We start from the raw sequence: 14,072 nt of genomic DNA on the forward strand, positions 1-14,072 counted from the left end.
TCAGCAGCGTGGCCTAGGTTCGCATGACTTCGGATAGGTCGCGCCCATAGCTTAGGAAAGCGGGGACAAGGGTGCTCAGGCCGGCGGTCACGGTCGCGACGATGAGAGAGACCAGCGGATACCACGGCTCATACAGCGGCGCTTCGATCCCGAGTTGATCCCCGAAGGAGCCGACGACGAGCGGGAAGAGAACGACTGAGGCGGCAGTGGCCACCGCCGCGGCGATGAGAGCGAGGATCTGGGATTCGAGCATCACAATGCTCGCGATGTTCGCACGGCTGGCGCCCATCGTCCGTCTGAGCGCGAATTCTCTGGAACGGGCGCGGGCAGTCGCGAGCCCGATGTTGAGGATGCCAACGATCGTCGTTGCGAGGGCGAGCGTACCGAGGACGAGGAGCACCTGTGCGGTGGTCGCGACCTCGGAGGCGAGTCCGTCGACCTGGTCAGTCCGGATGGCGTCTCCTGGAGTGAACGGCGCACCGAGCTCAGCGAGCATCCTGGCGACCCCGGCGATGTCTTCCGGCACGAGGGTCGGACCGTTCAGGACGATCATCACCGCGCCGAAGGTCGGCTTGAAACGGAGGAAGTCGGTGAGGTTGAGGTAGGCGTGAGGCTGGTCGTCCCCGTCCCGGATGATGCCGATCACGACAGCATCCAGCCTCGTCTCCCTCGTTCCGGCACTTACCGCGACGCCCGTGCCGAGACGCGCATAGGCGGCTTCGTTCAGCACCAAGCGGGGCGCGAGAGAGTCCTGGCCCGAGATCCACTGTCCCGCGATGAGCGGGAACGGACGGATCTCTCGCAGGCTCGGAGTCGCGAATGTCAGGGCGACGTTGTCGAGGCGGGCGTTCCCTGCCCAGATCCCGACGTCGGCGTCTTCGAGGGTCGCGGCTACCTTGTGAGCATCGGCGCGATCGTGCAGCTGAGACATGGTGCGCTGCAGAACGTCGATGGAGCGTACACCGGAGGCGGCAACCTGCGCGGTGACTTCGTCGCCACCGGTGAGGATCGCCTTCTGCGTGACGGCCTGTCGCATCACGGCCGTCGCGCTGATGACCGCGACGAAGCCGAGCATGCCGAGGGTCAGCGTCAGGATAACCAGCGTGCTGCGAACGGGTGCACCGCGAAGCCCTTGGAATGCGACGCGCAAGATTTTCATCGTGTCCGCCGTTCGCGCTCATGTAGGCGGCCTTCGCTGACGTGCAGCGTTCGGTCAGCTCGTGAGGATACGTCGCTGTCGTGCGTGACCACGATCATCGCGGCGGCGGTACGGTGGACGAGATCAAGCATGAGATCCAGGACGAGAGCACCCGTCTGTTCGTCGAGTGCGCCGGTCGGCTCATCAGCGAGTATGAGACGAGGCCCGATCACAAGCGCGCGCGCAATCGCGATCCGTTGACGTTCACCACCGCTGACCTGAGCGGGGCGGCGGCGGGCGAGATGGCCGATGTCCAGCAGGTCGAGCTGCTCGAACGCCCGGCGCCGGATGTCCCGAAATCCGTCGCTGCTGGAGTGCATGAGCGGCAGCTCCACGTTCTCCAGGGCGCTCAAATGGGCAACGAGTCCGGAGTTCTGAAGCACGAATCCGATTGACGTTGCGCGCAACCTGGCCGCTGAGCGCTCGCTTAAGCTCATGATTTCCGTGTCGCCGAGGTGATAGGAGGTGCCGCGGTCGAACGGGGCGAGAAGACCGAGGCAAGACAGCAGCGTGCTCTTTCCTGACCCGGATCGACCGACGATCGCCAACGACTCGCCAGCCCGCAGCTCCAAATCCACCTCGTGCAGGACGCGTGCGCCGCCCGAGAGGGTACGCGATGCGTTCTCAAGCCCGATGATCCGGTCAGCCATCGGAACCCAGCAGCGAGGGGCTCGGAATCCGCACCACGTCTCCCACCTTCACGCCGCTGACAATCTCGATGTATGCGCCGTCGGTGATGCCCAGTTCGACGGGGCGAGGTTCGTGGCCCTCACCGGCATAGACCATGCCGCGCTCGCGAGTACCAGCAACCGCGTCGATAGGTAGCGATGGGACGTCCACACGCTCGTCGAGAGTGAGTGCCAGCAGCCCCGTTGCGCCGACGACGCTGGGGACGTCCGTGGGGAGGCGACAGTACAGCGCATACACGTCGCCATCGTGTGTCGGTCGTGGATCGGCGAGGGTACAGTCGAAGGGGCCGGTCGAGCCGGTCAATTGCGCTCGGGCTGCGTTGGGCGTGCGGCCGGCTAAGCGAAGCACCTGCGCCGGGGTGAGCGTGGCCATGAGCAGTAGCGCTGAATCGTGGGCGCTCAGCAAAGGTGTGCCTTCCCCGACCTCGGCCTCAAGAGCGGCGAGCGGCTGCACCGAGGTGACCGTTGCCGGGAGTGTGATCGGCTGCGCGACGCCGTCTGCGCCGGAGAACGCGTAGCCTTCTTGACTCTCGTTCAGCCTGCCGGCTGCGTTCGCTGTGATGGCATAGTCAGCCCCGCTGGTCACCGTGACGTCAAGCGTGAGCACGTCGGTGATCGTTCGCGACGTAACGGTCGCGCTTGCTACCACCTCGGTGTTGTCGGGGTCAGACACCGACTCGCTACTGCTGACGTAACAACCGGCGAGAGCGGCCACGACGCTCCCCGCGACCGCCGCGCCCAGCGCGCGTCGCAGGACCGGAACAGTGCGCGTCACTTTCCTTCGACCTCTCGGTAGTACCCACAGTCGGAGTCGTACCACCCGCGCAATTGCGTCAAGTCGCCTAGTTCAGCTGCATCCAGCGCCTTATCCCAGATACCGTCCGGATCCGAATAGTGGGCAAGCGCCCAATCTGTCAACTGGAACTTGCGCATGTTTCTCATAGCGGTCGCCTGAGCTGCCGGATCCTGGGAACTCAGATAGACGTCCTCCCATGAGCAGTTCCAGAAGAAGTAGGCAGCCGCTCCGGCGTTGCCGTCACCGATGTTCCCATCCATATGGGGAGGCTCATCGGGCAACGTGACCCCCGGCGGAAGCTCCTCCGGGAAAGACGCGGCGATCTGCTTGTACAGCTCGACATACTCCTTGCTATTGAGCACGCGCTCCGTTCCTACCGTTTGACTCTGGTTCGATGCGCTACACGCCGTGATGGCCGCGAGGCTCAACGCCAACGCGACCACCACAGCGCTCCGTCGACGGTTCACAGGGTGAGAATCCCACTGAACGTCGGAGGCCAGAGCGCGACACACCCGCTGGTCGTTTCGGTCTTCCCGACCCTCGCGTTCATCGCGAGCGAGGTGTTCGGGATCGAGGTGCTTCCGCTGGAGGTCTTGTAGGAGTGCTTGCTCCGGTTCGTCGGAGCCTGTTCGAGTGTCGCCGTGACCTGGGTGCCGGACGTGTTGCGTAGGCCGGTTCGCAGTGTCCACACGCTTGCCCAGTGAGCGTTGGCCGTTAGTTGAAGACTCGCGCCACTGCCGGCTGTGTGCGCCCGGAAATTGCCAGACTGGAACAGGGCTCCCGCGCAGTTCAGGGTTGCGCTGACGTCATGCGTCGCGGCGGCCGCGGGAGCCGTCGTCGCCATGGTCAAACCGATCGCAGTGGATGCTGCCATCAGGGCGAGCCGTGCGCGCTTCTTGATGTGCTTCTTCGCGTCGCCGCGCTCCTGCGCAGCGGCCAGCTTTCTTTTCATGTCGTCCTCGTTCCGCTCGGTGTCTCTTATGAAGAGCGCCGGGGGTGGCGTCCTCATTCGGTCTATTTCCGGCAGACGCTGATGTGTTACATGCCACTTGAGAGTTTCGGACGCGGTTCGCGTCGGACCTGCGGCACCGAGCCCATCGGCCTGAATGACCTTCTGAGCGACTTCAAAGCGACCCATCGCGAGCCCCATCGAGGGTGGCGAAGCGGTAGGCGAGGCCAGCCGCCTTCGCCAGGTCGGGCTGCGCGTCGACCGGCGCGTCGCGACGAGCGATGACGTCGGACTCGGACAGGTCGTTCCCGAGTTCCTCATGCCGGCGCACGTGATCGGTCCACAGCTGACGAACCTCACGCTCGGGAAGCTCTCCGACCTCAAAGCCGAGTGGGGCGTCTCGATGCAGGCGCTTTTCGAACGTGCCTACCGGATGGGAAAGGCCGCCGCGTCGCCCCGCGCTGCGCTCCCGTCGGCACCGGTTCGTGGTCGCGCGGTCAGTCGAAGATGGCGCGGGGCGGCTCCAGGTCGACGTTGCACAGTTTTGCGCGTCTCAGCACCTCGACGGCCCGGGGGGACAAGAAGATGCCGCCATAGTTCGGCGCGACGAAGAAGTCCGACCCGTCCCACGAGTCGCGGTCGATTCTCTCCCCGTATTCGACCTTCTGTTTGGGCCCGCACCGTCCGAGCACCTGCAACAACGACAGTTGCCCGATGTCCTCTCGCCCGGTCACCTCGAGCGGCAGGAACTGACATCCCGTCAACTCCGCCTCGCGCACAGCCTCGACGAAGGCCTGCGACGTCGCGAGCAACACGGCCCAGCCTGTCCCGATCAGGTCTCCGAGCCGTCCGTGCGGATCTGCCGTCACGCTCGATGGCTCGAACCGAGCCCCCTGAAGAACGTCGAACTTATGAACGCCACCGAGATTGTTGATCCAGATTTGCGCCCCGGAATGCGATTTCAGTCTGAGCACCCGGAACTCGGGGGCCTGCCCGCTAGAAGTGGGTGTCGAAGCCATATTTGCCTCCCATTATTCGCCCGAAGTCGAGGATCTCAGCGCGCGTTCGATCCCTGCTCAAGAACTCGTGCCAGGTGCCGATCCTCACAACCCCGCCCGCCCGGGGGGCAATGCGCACCGTACGCCCGCCCCGTGAACTCGCGGTGACCACGCGTGTCGCGTCGCCCGCTGCCATTCGCTTCGCGCCCACCCTGCGCGCGCGTCCGCGAGTCTCCTCCGCCCAAGCCGCGCTGCTCGACTGCGCCTTATGGGTCTTGGTTGCTTCCTAGGAGCGGGAGCAGCTTCGAGGCTCTGGTGGCGGCTGGTCCTTGTTCCTTTGGGCTTCCCTTTCGGTGAGGATGTGCTTTCCGAGCGCGACGCCGGCATTCGTGGGGGACAGGGTCACGACCATTGTGGAGAGGAAGGGCTGGGTGATTTCTCCCCAATCCTTGCCGACGCGTTCCACGGTCTGCGCGGCGCCGGCGTCCCAGGACGTGACGCTCGACATCCCGGTTTCGGGGTCCTTTTTCACGGTCATCGGACGAGCCAGTCCGAGCGACACGAGCTCCTCGATGGAGTGCAACACATAGTGCTGCACCAATGGATCCGAAACGACCTTCGCTGCATCGTCCAACCCGAGGATCCTCGCGGCACGCGCAGCGAACTCCCACAGCGTCGCCGGATCTGTCAGGTTCGAGACGAGGAACTCTTCCGACAATCTCAGTATTCGTTCAAACGGAACTCGATCGACTTCCAAGCCCAGGGCCGTGGTGTCGAGCGTCTTGCCGCCCCCGCTCCTGTGAGCGGGAGGACGCCATACCGGCGGCAGGGGTTGGATGCCGTTTGCGTAGAGCTGCTCTCCGAGCGCGGTCCCGGCATCGGTGGAGGAGAGGCTCACGACCATGGCGGAGAAGAGAGGTTCAGTGATCTCTCCCCACTCCTTGCGGACGCGTTCCACGGTCTGCTCCGCGTCGGTGTCCCAGAACGTCAAGGTCCACTCCCCGGTGACGGGATCACGTCCCAACGTCAGCGGAAAAGCCAGCCCGAGTGACACCAACTCCTCGATGCAGCGCAGAACATACTGCTGCACCAACGGATCCGGGACGACCTGCGGCGCGTCGTCCAACCCGAGAGCCCGGGCGGCAAGAGAAGCGAACTCCCACAGCGTCGCATCGTCATCGAGATTCGTGACGAGGATCACTTCCGACAATCTCAGCATTCGTCGTCCAAATGGAACTTCTTCGTCTCTTCCATACCAGGGAACTTGAGATCGAGCGTATCGTCGTACTTCCTACTGGTGTGCCAGCCGAAGTACGTCCCGTCCCCCAGAGTCCAGCCGCCGTTGCTATGAGCAGTGGCTCCCAAGCCGCGCAACTGCTCGAACACTCGCTGCATCTGTTCTCGCCCGAGGGGTGAACCAATCGCGGAGCGAGGCGGCCACCGCCGACGGGTGTTCGTAGGGGGCCAGATGCCCAATGTCGTCGAGCACGAGCACATCCGGATGGTCGGGAAACCTGGATTGAAGCTCGTACGCCTGCCGGAGGGGCAGCCAGGGGTCATCGCGGCCCCAGCCGATACGTACGGGACAACGGGTAGCGCCCAGCTTCTCTGCCACGTCACGAGTATCGGAGGAGGTCAGGGCCGCAATCTGCTGGTAGAACGCCACCTTCCCGACGGGATCCAACCACGGAGAGGCAAGCGCATCGATGCGCGCTGCGGGCGTCCGTGGCGATGGACGTTCCGTCGACGACAACCGGGACCGGGTCAGGGAGCAGCGGATCGTGTGTGCGAGCATGGGATGACGCTAAGACTTCAGGCTCACCTGAAGTCAAGACTGAAGGACGCGCATCGATGAAGATCGGTGAGGCTTCGCGACGCGTCGGCGTCAACGCCCACGTGCTGCGGCACTGGCACGATATGGGCGTGGTCGTCCCGAATCGCGCCCCATCGGGCCATCGGATCTACACCGAGGAGCACATCCGTCGCCTCCGCATCGTCCAGGCCTGCCAGAGCGTCGGCATGAGCCTCGCCGAGGTAAGGCTCGTGCTTCACCGCGATGAAGCGGGCCGTGCCGAGGTCATCGAACAGAGGCTCCGATGGATCCGCACGCAACGCGCTCAGCTCGAGGACGCCGAGATGTTCCTCGAACACGTCGTCGGCTGCGCTCACGACCTCCTCACCCGGTGCCCGGACTGTACGAGATACGCGGCGAGGTACTCCTCAGGCCAGCACTCGACCGGCGATAGCGCGGCCGTGAAATCCGCGCTTTAGCCTGCCGCCGAGAACACCCGCCCGCGCGGTGATGATCGCGTTAGCTGTAGAGGACGGACCAATAGCCCGTGAGGGCCAAGGCGATGGCCAGTGCTCCTGCGGCGCGGCTGAGCCAGGCGCGACGAAGTCTCGGTCGGCTCAGCCCCGCCCAGATCGACACTCCGGCGGTCAGAACGACGGCAATCGACCACATGCTCGCGTTCGGGATGCGCGAGTCAGGGGCACAGCCAGGACCCGCGGGCAGAATCGACCGACAGGTTTCCTCCCCTCCAAGTGGAGCGGCGAGCCACCACATGCCGGCGATGGCGAATATCGACACGAGCGCGACGATCATCGGCCAGATCACGCGCGACAGACGTGCAGCCCCGGAGGTCGTCGGCTCCACCTCAAGACGCTGGGGTGTCGATTCCGCGGCCATGCTCGCCATGTTATCCAGGGGGGTTCGAGGTCCGATATGTCTATGCAGACGCCGCAGCCCACGTTCGGGTGCTCTGAGCGGCCGCATCGTATTCCGGCTCACCGGATTCCGCGATGAAGCGCAGCAGGTGCAGGGGCTCGTAGCAGTGAGGGATCGGCCCCACGCTCGGAAACTCACCTTCGAAGATCAGCCACTCCGCGTCAGCGCGCGAGTGCACGAGGATGTTCCCGAGGAAGACAGCAGCGCCGGTTTCCGGAATCGATTCGCGAACCTCCGCGTTCTGCGCGCGGATGAAGTCTCCGAAGCTGCTCACGCTCTCCGCGATGCGTGCCACATCGAAGCCCCGCGATTCGATCCACGCCTGAAACGGCTCGTAGCCTTCAAGGTGCCGAACTGGAGTCTTCGACGCCCCGTTATGCGCTTCATAGCCAGAACAACCGCGTGGTATCACTCGCACCGCTCCGATCGCGTGACTCGGGCCGGTGAATGGTCGTGTAGTCACCGAGGTGCTGCCTTCCGTCGCGCGTCGCCGATGACGCGACTTTACCCCGGTCATCCCGAGTGCTCCGACGCGTACCGACGGCCGATAGGCGCCGCTCGCTTCAGAGGTCCGTCTCGTCCTCCGCGAGGCGGAGCGCCTTCTCGGTGAAGTAGGTCACCTCGCCGTTGGTGTTCTCGACGCCGATCACAAACTTGCCGGAAGGGGTCGCCCGGACATCGACGACCTCACCGCGTCCGCGCGGCGTGACCACATCGGTGCCGGGCGTGAAGACTGTTCCGCTCATAGGGGAGATTCTGCGGGACCCGTCCGCACCCCACATCCCCCGCGAGACGGAGAGTTGCGATCATCGCGCGTGTACGTGCGGGCGGAGCCGCGCGACTCATGATGTCCTTCCGGTCAGCTCATCCGCACAGCAGCACGGGCAGAGCGAGAAGCACGCGCAGGGACCTGAAGGCACTCATGGGACACCAGACAGCCGGGGGCGGGCGTGACGACGTCAGCGTAGCGGCGCCCGCGGCCGACGGACAGCCCGGCGGGCGGACCGCCGGGCTATCCGTGCGGCCTCAGCGTGCGACCTTCCGGGGGAAGAGCACCGCGGCAGTCCAGACGGCGGCGACGATGAAGCCGGCGCACCAGAGGATGCCGATCCACCACTCGCTGCCCGGGGTCTCGCCGTTGAGCAGGGCGCGCGCGGCGTCGATGATGGGCGTCATGGGCTGGTGCTGGGCGAAGCCCTGCAGCCAATCGGGCATGGACTCCACCGGCGCGAAGCCCGAGGAGACGTAGGGCAGGAACAGGAGCATGAAGCCGTAGCCGCTGGCCGCCTCCGCGGAACCGGCGACCATCCCGAGGACCGCGAAGACGACAGTGATCACCAGGATCCACAGGGCGATCAGGCCGACGGATCCGACCAGCTGCAGCGGCGAGGCGTCGGTACGGAATCCCACGGCCCAGGCAGCCCCGTAGACCACCGCCGTCGCGAGCAGGTTGCGCACCATGGACGCGACCGTGTGCCCGAGCAGCACCGTGAACGACGGGAACGGCATCGTGCGCAGCCGGTTCATGAAGCCCGTGGTCATGTCGTTGCTGACGACGACGGCCGTATACGAGGCCCCGAAGCCGGCCGCCGTGACGACGATGGCCGGCAGCACGTAGGAGAGGTAGTCCTCCCGCGAAGCGGCGCCGTCGCCGGTCACGTCCATGGCCCCGCCCATCACGAACGTGAAGATCAGCATGAGCATGATCGGCAGGATGACCGCCATCAGGAGGGATTCGACGTCCCGGAAGGAGTGGGTGAGGCTCCGCGCCGAGAAGACGCGCAGCGCGGTGAGGAAGCCGGCGCCCGCCATCGGCGTGCCGCTCGAAGGCACCCGCTCGGGTGCCGTGATCGTCGTGGTCATCGGGCGACCTCCTTCGTGGCGGTGTCGGCGGGTGCCTGTCCGGTGAGCTCGAGGAAGACCTCGTCCATGGTGGGTTTGCGCACGGTGACGCTGACGTCGGGGCGGCGCTCGGCGATGCGCGCGAGCTGCCGCGCCAGGTCGTCCGCGGAGCCGTGCGTGGGGAGCGTCTCCACGATGTGCCCGGCGTCGTCGTGGAGCTGGATCGTCGACCCGCCCACGCGCTCCTTCAGCTGAGCGGCGGTGCCGTCGGCGACGATGCGGCCGGCGTCGAGCACCAGGATGCGCTCGGCGAGCACGTCGGCCTCCTCGAGGTACTGGGTGGTCAGGAAGATGGAGGTGCCGCTGGCCGCCAGCGCGTTGATCTCGTCCCAGAGCGCTTGCCGGCTCCGCGTGTCGAGCCCGGTGGTGGGTTCGTCGAGGAAGATCAGCCGCGGGGACGCGATGAGGCTCGCAGCGATGTCGACCTTGCGCCGCATGCCGCCGGAGTACGTCGACACGCGCTTGCCCGCGGCTGCGGTGAGATCGAAGCGGTCGAGCAGGACGTCGGCGCGCCGCTTGGCGTCCCGACGGGAGAGCCCGAAGAGCTGCCCCATCATCAGCATGTTCTCCATGCCCGACAGCGCGCCGTCCACGGCCGCGTACTGCCCAGTCAGCGAGATCATCCCCTGAAGGCGCTTCCGGTCGCGGCGCACGTCCAACCCGAGGACGCGCACCTCACCGCGGTCGAAGGGGATCAGGGTGGACAGGATGTTGACCAGCGTGGTCTTGCCCGCCCCGTTGGGGCCGAGGAGGGCGTGGATTCCCGAGGGGAGGGTCAGGTCGAGGTCGGTGAGCACCGGCTGTCGGCGGTAGCTCTTCGAGAGGCCCCTGACCTCGATGAGGGGCGTATCTGTGTACGACATATAGTGAGTATGTCATACACAGTCTATGAAGTACACAGTGCTCGGCTCGTGGGCGGCGGATGGCTCGGAATCGGGATGGGAGAATGGCCGGCATGACGGACGCCACGGAGACCGGGTTGCCGCGGGCTGTCGCGATCGCCTGGGGCATGCAGGAGGTTCCGCAGCGCGGTCCGAGCCGTGCACTGAGTCACGAGCGGATCGTCGAGGCGGCCATGCGAATCGCCGACGAGGACGGGCTGAGTGCCGTCACCATGCAGGCGGTGGCCGCGTCCGTCGGCTTCACGACGATGTCGCTGTACCGCTACGTCTCCGGCAAGGACGAACTGCTGCGGCTCATGCAGGATGCGGCGCTGACGGTGCCCGAGAAGCTCACCCTGCCCGACGACTGGCGTGAGGCCCTGCGGACGTGGGCGGTGATGGTGCGGGCGGCCTACCGTGCCCGGCCGTGGATGCTGCAGATCCCGCGGGGGCCGGTCTCGATCCTGATGCCCAACAGCATCCGCGTCGCGGATCTCGGGCTGGCGGCGATGAAGGACCTGCCCCTCGACGACACCGAGAAGACGGCCACCATCCTGGTGATCTCCCAGCACGTCAGCGCGTGGGTCGAGCTGGAGCAGAGCCTCGATGAGCAGGGGCCCCTCGCCGTGTCCGCCGAGGGCGTTCAGACCCTCGCGGAGGTCATCACGCCCGAGCGCTTCCCGCACCTCGCGCCGCTGCTGGAGTCCGGGCACTACATCGCCGACGGCGACCCCGCCGACGATCCCGACGGCATGGACGCCGAGTTCGAGTTCGGCCTCGAGCTGATCATCACCGGCCTGGAGGAGAAGGTCCGTCGGCGCAGCTGAGGGCGGCCTCGAGGGCGGCCGTGCGGCGCAGCAGGTCGTCCCGCTCCGCGCCATCGCGCAGCAGCGCGATCGCACGGCGGTACTCGGCGACCGCGTCGGCGGGGCGGCCCATCCGCTCGAGGATGCTGCCTCGGGTGACGGGCAGATACGGGTAATCGTGCGGGATGTCCGTCCGCGCATCGATGAAGGCGAGAGCCGCGTCGGGGCCGGCCGTCATCGCGACCGCCGCCCCGAGGTTGAGGGCGACGATGGGTGACGGCTGTGCGGCGAATAGGCGCCGGTAGAGCGCGACGATCGCCTCCCAGTCGGTCGCGTCGTACGAGGGGCTGGATGCGTGCAGGGCGGCGATCGCTGCCTGCAGCTGGTACGGGCCGGTGCGGCCCATGCCCGACGCGCGCTGCAGCAGCTCGTGGCCCCGGCGGATCCGCTCCCCGTCCCACCGGGAACGGTCCTGATCCTCGAGCAGGACCAGGCGGCCGCGCCCGTCAAAGCGCGCGGAGCGGCGTGCGTCGGTGAACGCGATCAGCGCGGCGAGCCCCAGGGCCTCCGGTTCGCGCGGCAGCAGCTGCGACACCGTGGTCGCGAGCCATTCCGCTTCCTCGCAGAGGTCGCCGCGGACCAGCCGCGGATGATCGCGGCTGGCGTGGCCCTCGGTGAAGATGAGGTAGATGACCTGGAGGACCGCGCGGATCCGGTCCTCGATCGCATCCGGCACGGTCAGGGGGATCCCGGACGCGCGGATCTTGTGCTTGGCCCGCACCAGGCGCTTGGCCATCGTCGCGGTCGGTACGACGTACGCTCGCGCAATCTGCTCCGTCGTCAGCCCGGCGACGTACCGCAGTGTGAGCGCGACCTGCGCTTCGAGGCCGAGCGCGGGATGACAGCAGGCGAAGACCATGCCGAGCAGCACGTCGTCCTGCGACGACGCGGGAGCGGGGGAGAGGAGCGGCAGGCGTTCGCGGAGCGCGCGGGTGCGACGCAGTCGATCGATCGCGCGCCGTTTCGCGAGGCGGTACAGCCAGCCCTCCGGGTTGCCGGGCGGTTCGCTGCCCCACGTCTCGCTCGCGGCGACGAAGGCGTCCTGCAGACAGTCTTCGGCGAGCCCCAGGTCGCCGGTGTCGTGGGCGAGCACCGCCACCAGCCGCGGCCAGTGCTCCGCGAACGTCTGCTCCAGGCTCATTCCCACTCGCGGATGGGGCGGATCTCCACCGCGCCGTACTCGGCCACCGGGATCTTCGCGGCCCAGCCGATGGCGTCGTCGAGCGTGGGCACGTCGATGATGAAGAAACCGCCCAGCGCCTCCTTCGTCTCGGCGAACGGGCCGTCGGTCAGCGTCACGTTCCCGCCGCGCACCCGCACGGTCGTGGCGCTGCTCGCGAGCTCGAGCTCTTCTCCGCTGACGAGAGCGCCGGCAGCCCGGAGCTCCTCATCGAGCTGCGCGAAGCGCGCCATCTCGGCCTCGGCTTCAGTCGAGCCGGGCTCGGCGTACGTGGACTCGTCGGCGGCCAGGATCAGAAGGTACTTCATCGTGGGTTCCCTTTCGTGAGGATGGGTGTCGTCGTAGAGACGAACGGGACGGGGCGATATGGACATCCTGGTCCGTGGAATGCAGCGTGTCTCGCGGATGTTCTCGGCGGGGCCGCGCCGTGCCCGTGGGGGCAGCGACGAGCCGAGTGTCGGCGGCTCGCGCTTAACCTATCCAGGGGCGCGCTGTCAAGGCTCCCGATAAAGCTGGACAGCCGGATGGCCTGCCGCCATCCTTTTATCAAGGCCTCCTCGGGGGAGGGGCCTCATAAAGACCAGGCCGACAGTTTGGGGACTGCGGTTTCACTGGTTCTCTGGGATATAGAGCGGGGCGGGGGCTGATTCGGGTACAGCCCCCGCCCCGATTCCCTTTCCCGCGCATACTTCCTTTTCCGCTGCGAATCACCTCGCCGCTCCACGGCGTCGCGGGACGCGATGAACCGGCGACGCGATGCCCGGACGCGATGCCCGGATGCGGGGCGTCAGCGGTCGCGCGGCTGACGTCCGGTGCGGATCGCGCGGGCCTCGGCGAGGTCCTTCTCCTCGGCCTCCGCGGCCTTGTCGATCTTCTTGGTGTCGCGGGGTGGAAGCTGAATCCGTTCTTCCGCGGGCATTCCGGCCTGCAGTTCGCGACCGCGCTCCATCTCCGCGTCGAATTCGGCACCGAACAGCAGCGCGATGTTCGCGATCCACAGCCAGAGCAGGAAGACGATCACCCCGGCGAGCGAACCGTAGGTGCGCTCATAGTTCGAGAAGTTGGCGACGTAGAACCCGAACCCGAGGGTCGCGAGCACCAAGACGACGATCGCGATGACAGCGCCCACACTGATCCAGCGGAAGTTCGGCTGTTTCGCGTTGGGCGTGAAGTAGTACAGCACCGCGACGATGAAGACGACGATGAAGGCGAGCACGGGCCAGCGCGCGATCTGCCACACCAGCAGGCCCGCCTCACCGATGCCGAGAGCCTCGCCGATCGCTTCCGCGACCGGGCCGGATACGACCAGCAGGACAGCCGCGAGTGCGACAAGGACGATCGCAAGCAGCGTCACGAGGAGCTGGGCAGGCTTGAGCTTCCAGAAGGGTCGGCCCTCATCGATCTCCCAGATCCGGTTGAGAGCCCGCGAGAAGGCGCCGACGTAGCCCGAGGCCGACCAGATGGCCAGGACGAGACCGCTGATGAGCGCGAAGCCCGCGGCGGGCGAGTTCGCGAACGACTCGATCGGTCCGCGCAGCGTGTCTGCTGCACCTCCCGGCGCCACGGAGTCCACGATGCCGAGCACTGCGTCGGCGGCCTGCTGCCCCTGCCCGACGACGCCGAGCAGCGAGAACACGGCGATCAGCGCAGGGAAGAGAGACAGCACGGCGTAGTACGTCAGGGCCGCCGCGAGGTCGGGACACTGGTCCTGGGAGAACTCGCGCACGGTCTTCTTCAGCACGTACTTCCACGACGGCTTCTCGATCTCCCCGAGGGAGTCCGGCTTGGTGGGGTGTTCCTCGTGGGGAGCGTGCTTCTGCTCGCGCCGCGACGACTCGCTGCTGCTCATGGTGTCCTCTCCCGACAGTGGCGGTGGCTCCCCGGC

Annotated in this window: 17 protein-coding genes; 2 read left to right on the forward strand and 15 right to left on the reverse strand. The window is 66.6% G+C overall.

Features of this window, described 5'->3' with window-relative positions:
- Nucleotides 1–13 precede the first annotated feature (13 nt).
- From IEX37_RS00485 to IEX37_RS00515, 7 genes are all read right to left on the reverse strand, one after another.
- Nucleotides 14–1,150: an ABC transporter permease gene (locus tag IEX37_RS00485; protein ID WP_188754285.1), complete on the reverse strand. Its 1,137-nt coding sequence runs from the start codon at nucleotides 1,148–1,150 to the stop codon at nucleotides 14–16.
- A 5-nt stretch (nucleotides 1,151–1,155) separates the two neighbouring features.
- Nucleotides 1,156–1,848 carry an ABC transporter ATP-binding protein gene (locus tag IEX37_RS00490; RefSeq protein WP_188754286.1) on the reverse strand — a complete coding sequence of 231 codons (693 nt, stop codon included), beginning with the start codon at nucleotides 1,846–1,848 and terminating at the stop codon, nucleotides 1,156–1,158.
- Entirely contained in the window at nucleotides 1,841–2,560 is a 720-nt protein-coding gene (locus IEX37_RS00495; RefSeq protein WP_188754287.1) for an efflux RND transporter periplasmic adaptor subunit, read from the reverse strand. The genes IEX37_RS00490 and IEX37_RS00495 overlap by 8 nt, the downstream gene beginning before the upstream one ends.
- Before the next feature lie 98 nt (nucleotides 2,561–2,658).
- On the reverse strand, nucleotides 2,659–3,045 hold the full coding sequence (locus IEX37_RS00500; RefSeq protein WP_188754288.1) for a hypothetical protein: 387 nt from the start codon (nucleotides 3,043–3,045) through the stop codon (nucleotides 2,659–2,661).
- A 101-nt stretch (nucleotides 3,046–3,146) separates the two neighbouring features.
- Entirely contained in the window at nucleotides 3,147–3,635 is a 489-nt protein-coding gene (locus IEX37_RS00505; RefSeq protein WP_188754289.1) for a hypothetical protein, read from the reverse strand.
- A 494-nt stretch (nucleotides 3,636–4,129) separates the two neighbouring features.
- Nucleotides 4,130–4,651, reverse strand: a complete 522-nt coding sequence (locus IEX37_RS00510) for a hypothetical protein (RefSeq protein WP_188754290.1) — start codon at nucleotides 4,649–4,651, stop codon at nucleotides 4,130–4,132.
- A gap of 265 nt (nucleotides 4,652–4,916) precedes the next feature.
- Nucleotides 4,917–5,831: a hypothetical protein gene (locus IEX37_RS00515; protein WP_188754291.1), complete on the reverse strand. Its 915-nt coding sequence runs from the start codon at nucleotides 5,829–5,831 to the stop codon at nucleotides 4,917–4,919.
- A 650-nt stretch (nucleotides 5,832–6,481) separates the two neighbouring features.
- Here IEX37_RS00515 and IEX37_RS16120 point away from each other — a divergent pair.
- Nucleotides 6,482–6,901 carry a helix-turn-helix domain-containing protein gene (locus IEX37_RS16120; RefSeq protein ID WP_188754292.1) on the forward strand — a complete coding sequence of 140 codons (420 nt, stop codon included), beginning with the start codon at nucleotides 6,482–6,484 and terminating at the stop codon, nucleotides 6,899–6,901.
- A 40-nt stretch (nucleotides 6,902–6,941) separates the two neighbouring features.
- Here IEX37_RS16120 and IEX37_RS00525 read toward each other — a convergent pair whose 3' ends face one another.
- The 5 genes from IEX37_RS00525 to IEX37_RS00545 all read right to left on the reverse strand — a co-directional run bounded on the left by IEX37_RS00525 (nucleotide 6,942) and on the right by IEX37_RS00545 (nucleotide 10,123).
- Entirely contained in the window at nucleotides 6,942–7,319 is a 378-nt protein-coding gene (locus IEX37_RS00525) for a hypothetical protein (RefSeq protein WP_188754293.1), read from the reverse strand.
- 40 nt (nucleotides 7,320–7,359) lie between these two features.
- Nucleotides 7,360–7,653: a hypothetical protein gene (locus IEX37_RS00530; RefSeq protein ID WP_188754294.1), complete on the reverse strand. Its 294-nt coding sequence runs from the start codon at nucleotides 7,651–7,653 to the stop codon at nucleotides 7,360–7,362.
- Between the two features lie 268 nt (nucleotides 7,654–7,921).
- Nucleotides 7,922–8,104, reverse strand: a complete 183-nt coding sequence (locus IEX37_RS00535) for a hypothetical protein (protein WP_188754295.1) — start codon at nucleotides 8,102–8,104, stop codon at nucleotides 7,922–7,924.
- Between the two features lie 280 nt (nucleotides 8,105–8,384).
- On the reverse strand, nucleotides 8,385–9,221 hold the full coding sequence (locus tag IEX37_RS00540) for an ABC transporter permease (RefSeq protein WP_188754296.1): 837 nt from the start codon (nucleotides 9,219–9,221) through the stop codon (nucleotides 8,385–8,387).
- Nucleotides 9,218–10,123 carry an ATP-binding cassette domain-containing protein gene (locus IEX37_RS00545; RefSeq protein ID WP_188754297.1) on the reverse strand — a complete coding sequence of 302 codons (906 nt, stop codon included), beginning with the start codon at nucleotides 10,121–10,123 and terminating at the stop codon, nucleotides 9,218–9,220. The genes IEX37_RS00540 and IEX37_RS00545 overlap by 4 nt, the downstream gene beginning before the upstream one ends.
- Before the next feature lie 92 nt (nucleotides 10,124–10,215).
- On the opposite strand from IEX37_RS00545, the gene IEX37_RS00550 reads away from it, so the two are divergent.
- On the forward strand, nucleotides 10,216–10,968 hold the full coding sequence (locus IEX37_RS00550) for a TetR/AcrR family transcriptional regulator (protein ID WP_188754298.1): 753 nt from the start codon (nucleotides 10,216–10,218) through the stop codon (nucleotides 10,966–10,968).
- On the opposite strand, the gene IEX37_RS00555 is transcribed toward IEX37_RS00550, so the two are convergent.
- From IEX37_RS00555 to IEX37_RS00565, 3 genes are all read right to left on the reverse strand, one after another.
- On the reverse strand, nucleotides 10,931–12,148 hold the full coding sequence (locus tag IEX37_RS00555; RefSeq protein ID WP_188754299.1) for an RNA polymerase sigma factor: 1,218 nt from the start codon (nucleotides 12,146–12,148) through the stop codon (nucleotides 10,931–10,933). The genes IEX37_RS00550 and IEX37_RS00555 overlap by 38 nt on opposite strands.
- On the reverse strand, nucleotides 12,145–12,495 hold the full coding sequence (locus IEX37_RS00560) for a YciI family protein (protein WP_188754300.1): 351 nt from the start codon (nucleotides 12,493–12,495) through the stop codon (nucleotides 12,145–12,147). The genes IEX37_RS00555 and IEX37_RS00560 overlap by 4 nt, the downstream gene beginning before the upstream one ends.
- A gap of 479 nt (nucleotides 12,496–12,974) precedes the next feature.
- Nucleotides 12,975–14,036 carry a YihY/virulence factor BrkB family protein gene (locus tag IEX37_RS00565; RefSeq protein ID WP_188754301.1) on the reverse strand — a complete coding sequence of 354 codons (1,062 nt, stop codon included), beginning with the start codon at nucleotides 14,034–14,036 and terminating at the stop codon, nucleotides 12,975–12,977.
- Nucleotides 14,037–14,072: the final 36 nt, after the last annotated feature.

It is taken from the genome of Microbacterium album (assembly GCF_014643695.1).
Taxonomy (GTDB): domain Bacteria; phylum Actinomycetota; class Actinomycetes; order Actinomycetales; family Microbacteriaceae; genus Microbacterium; species Microbacterium album.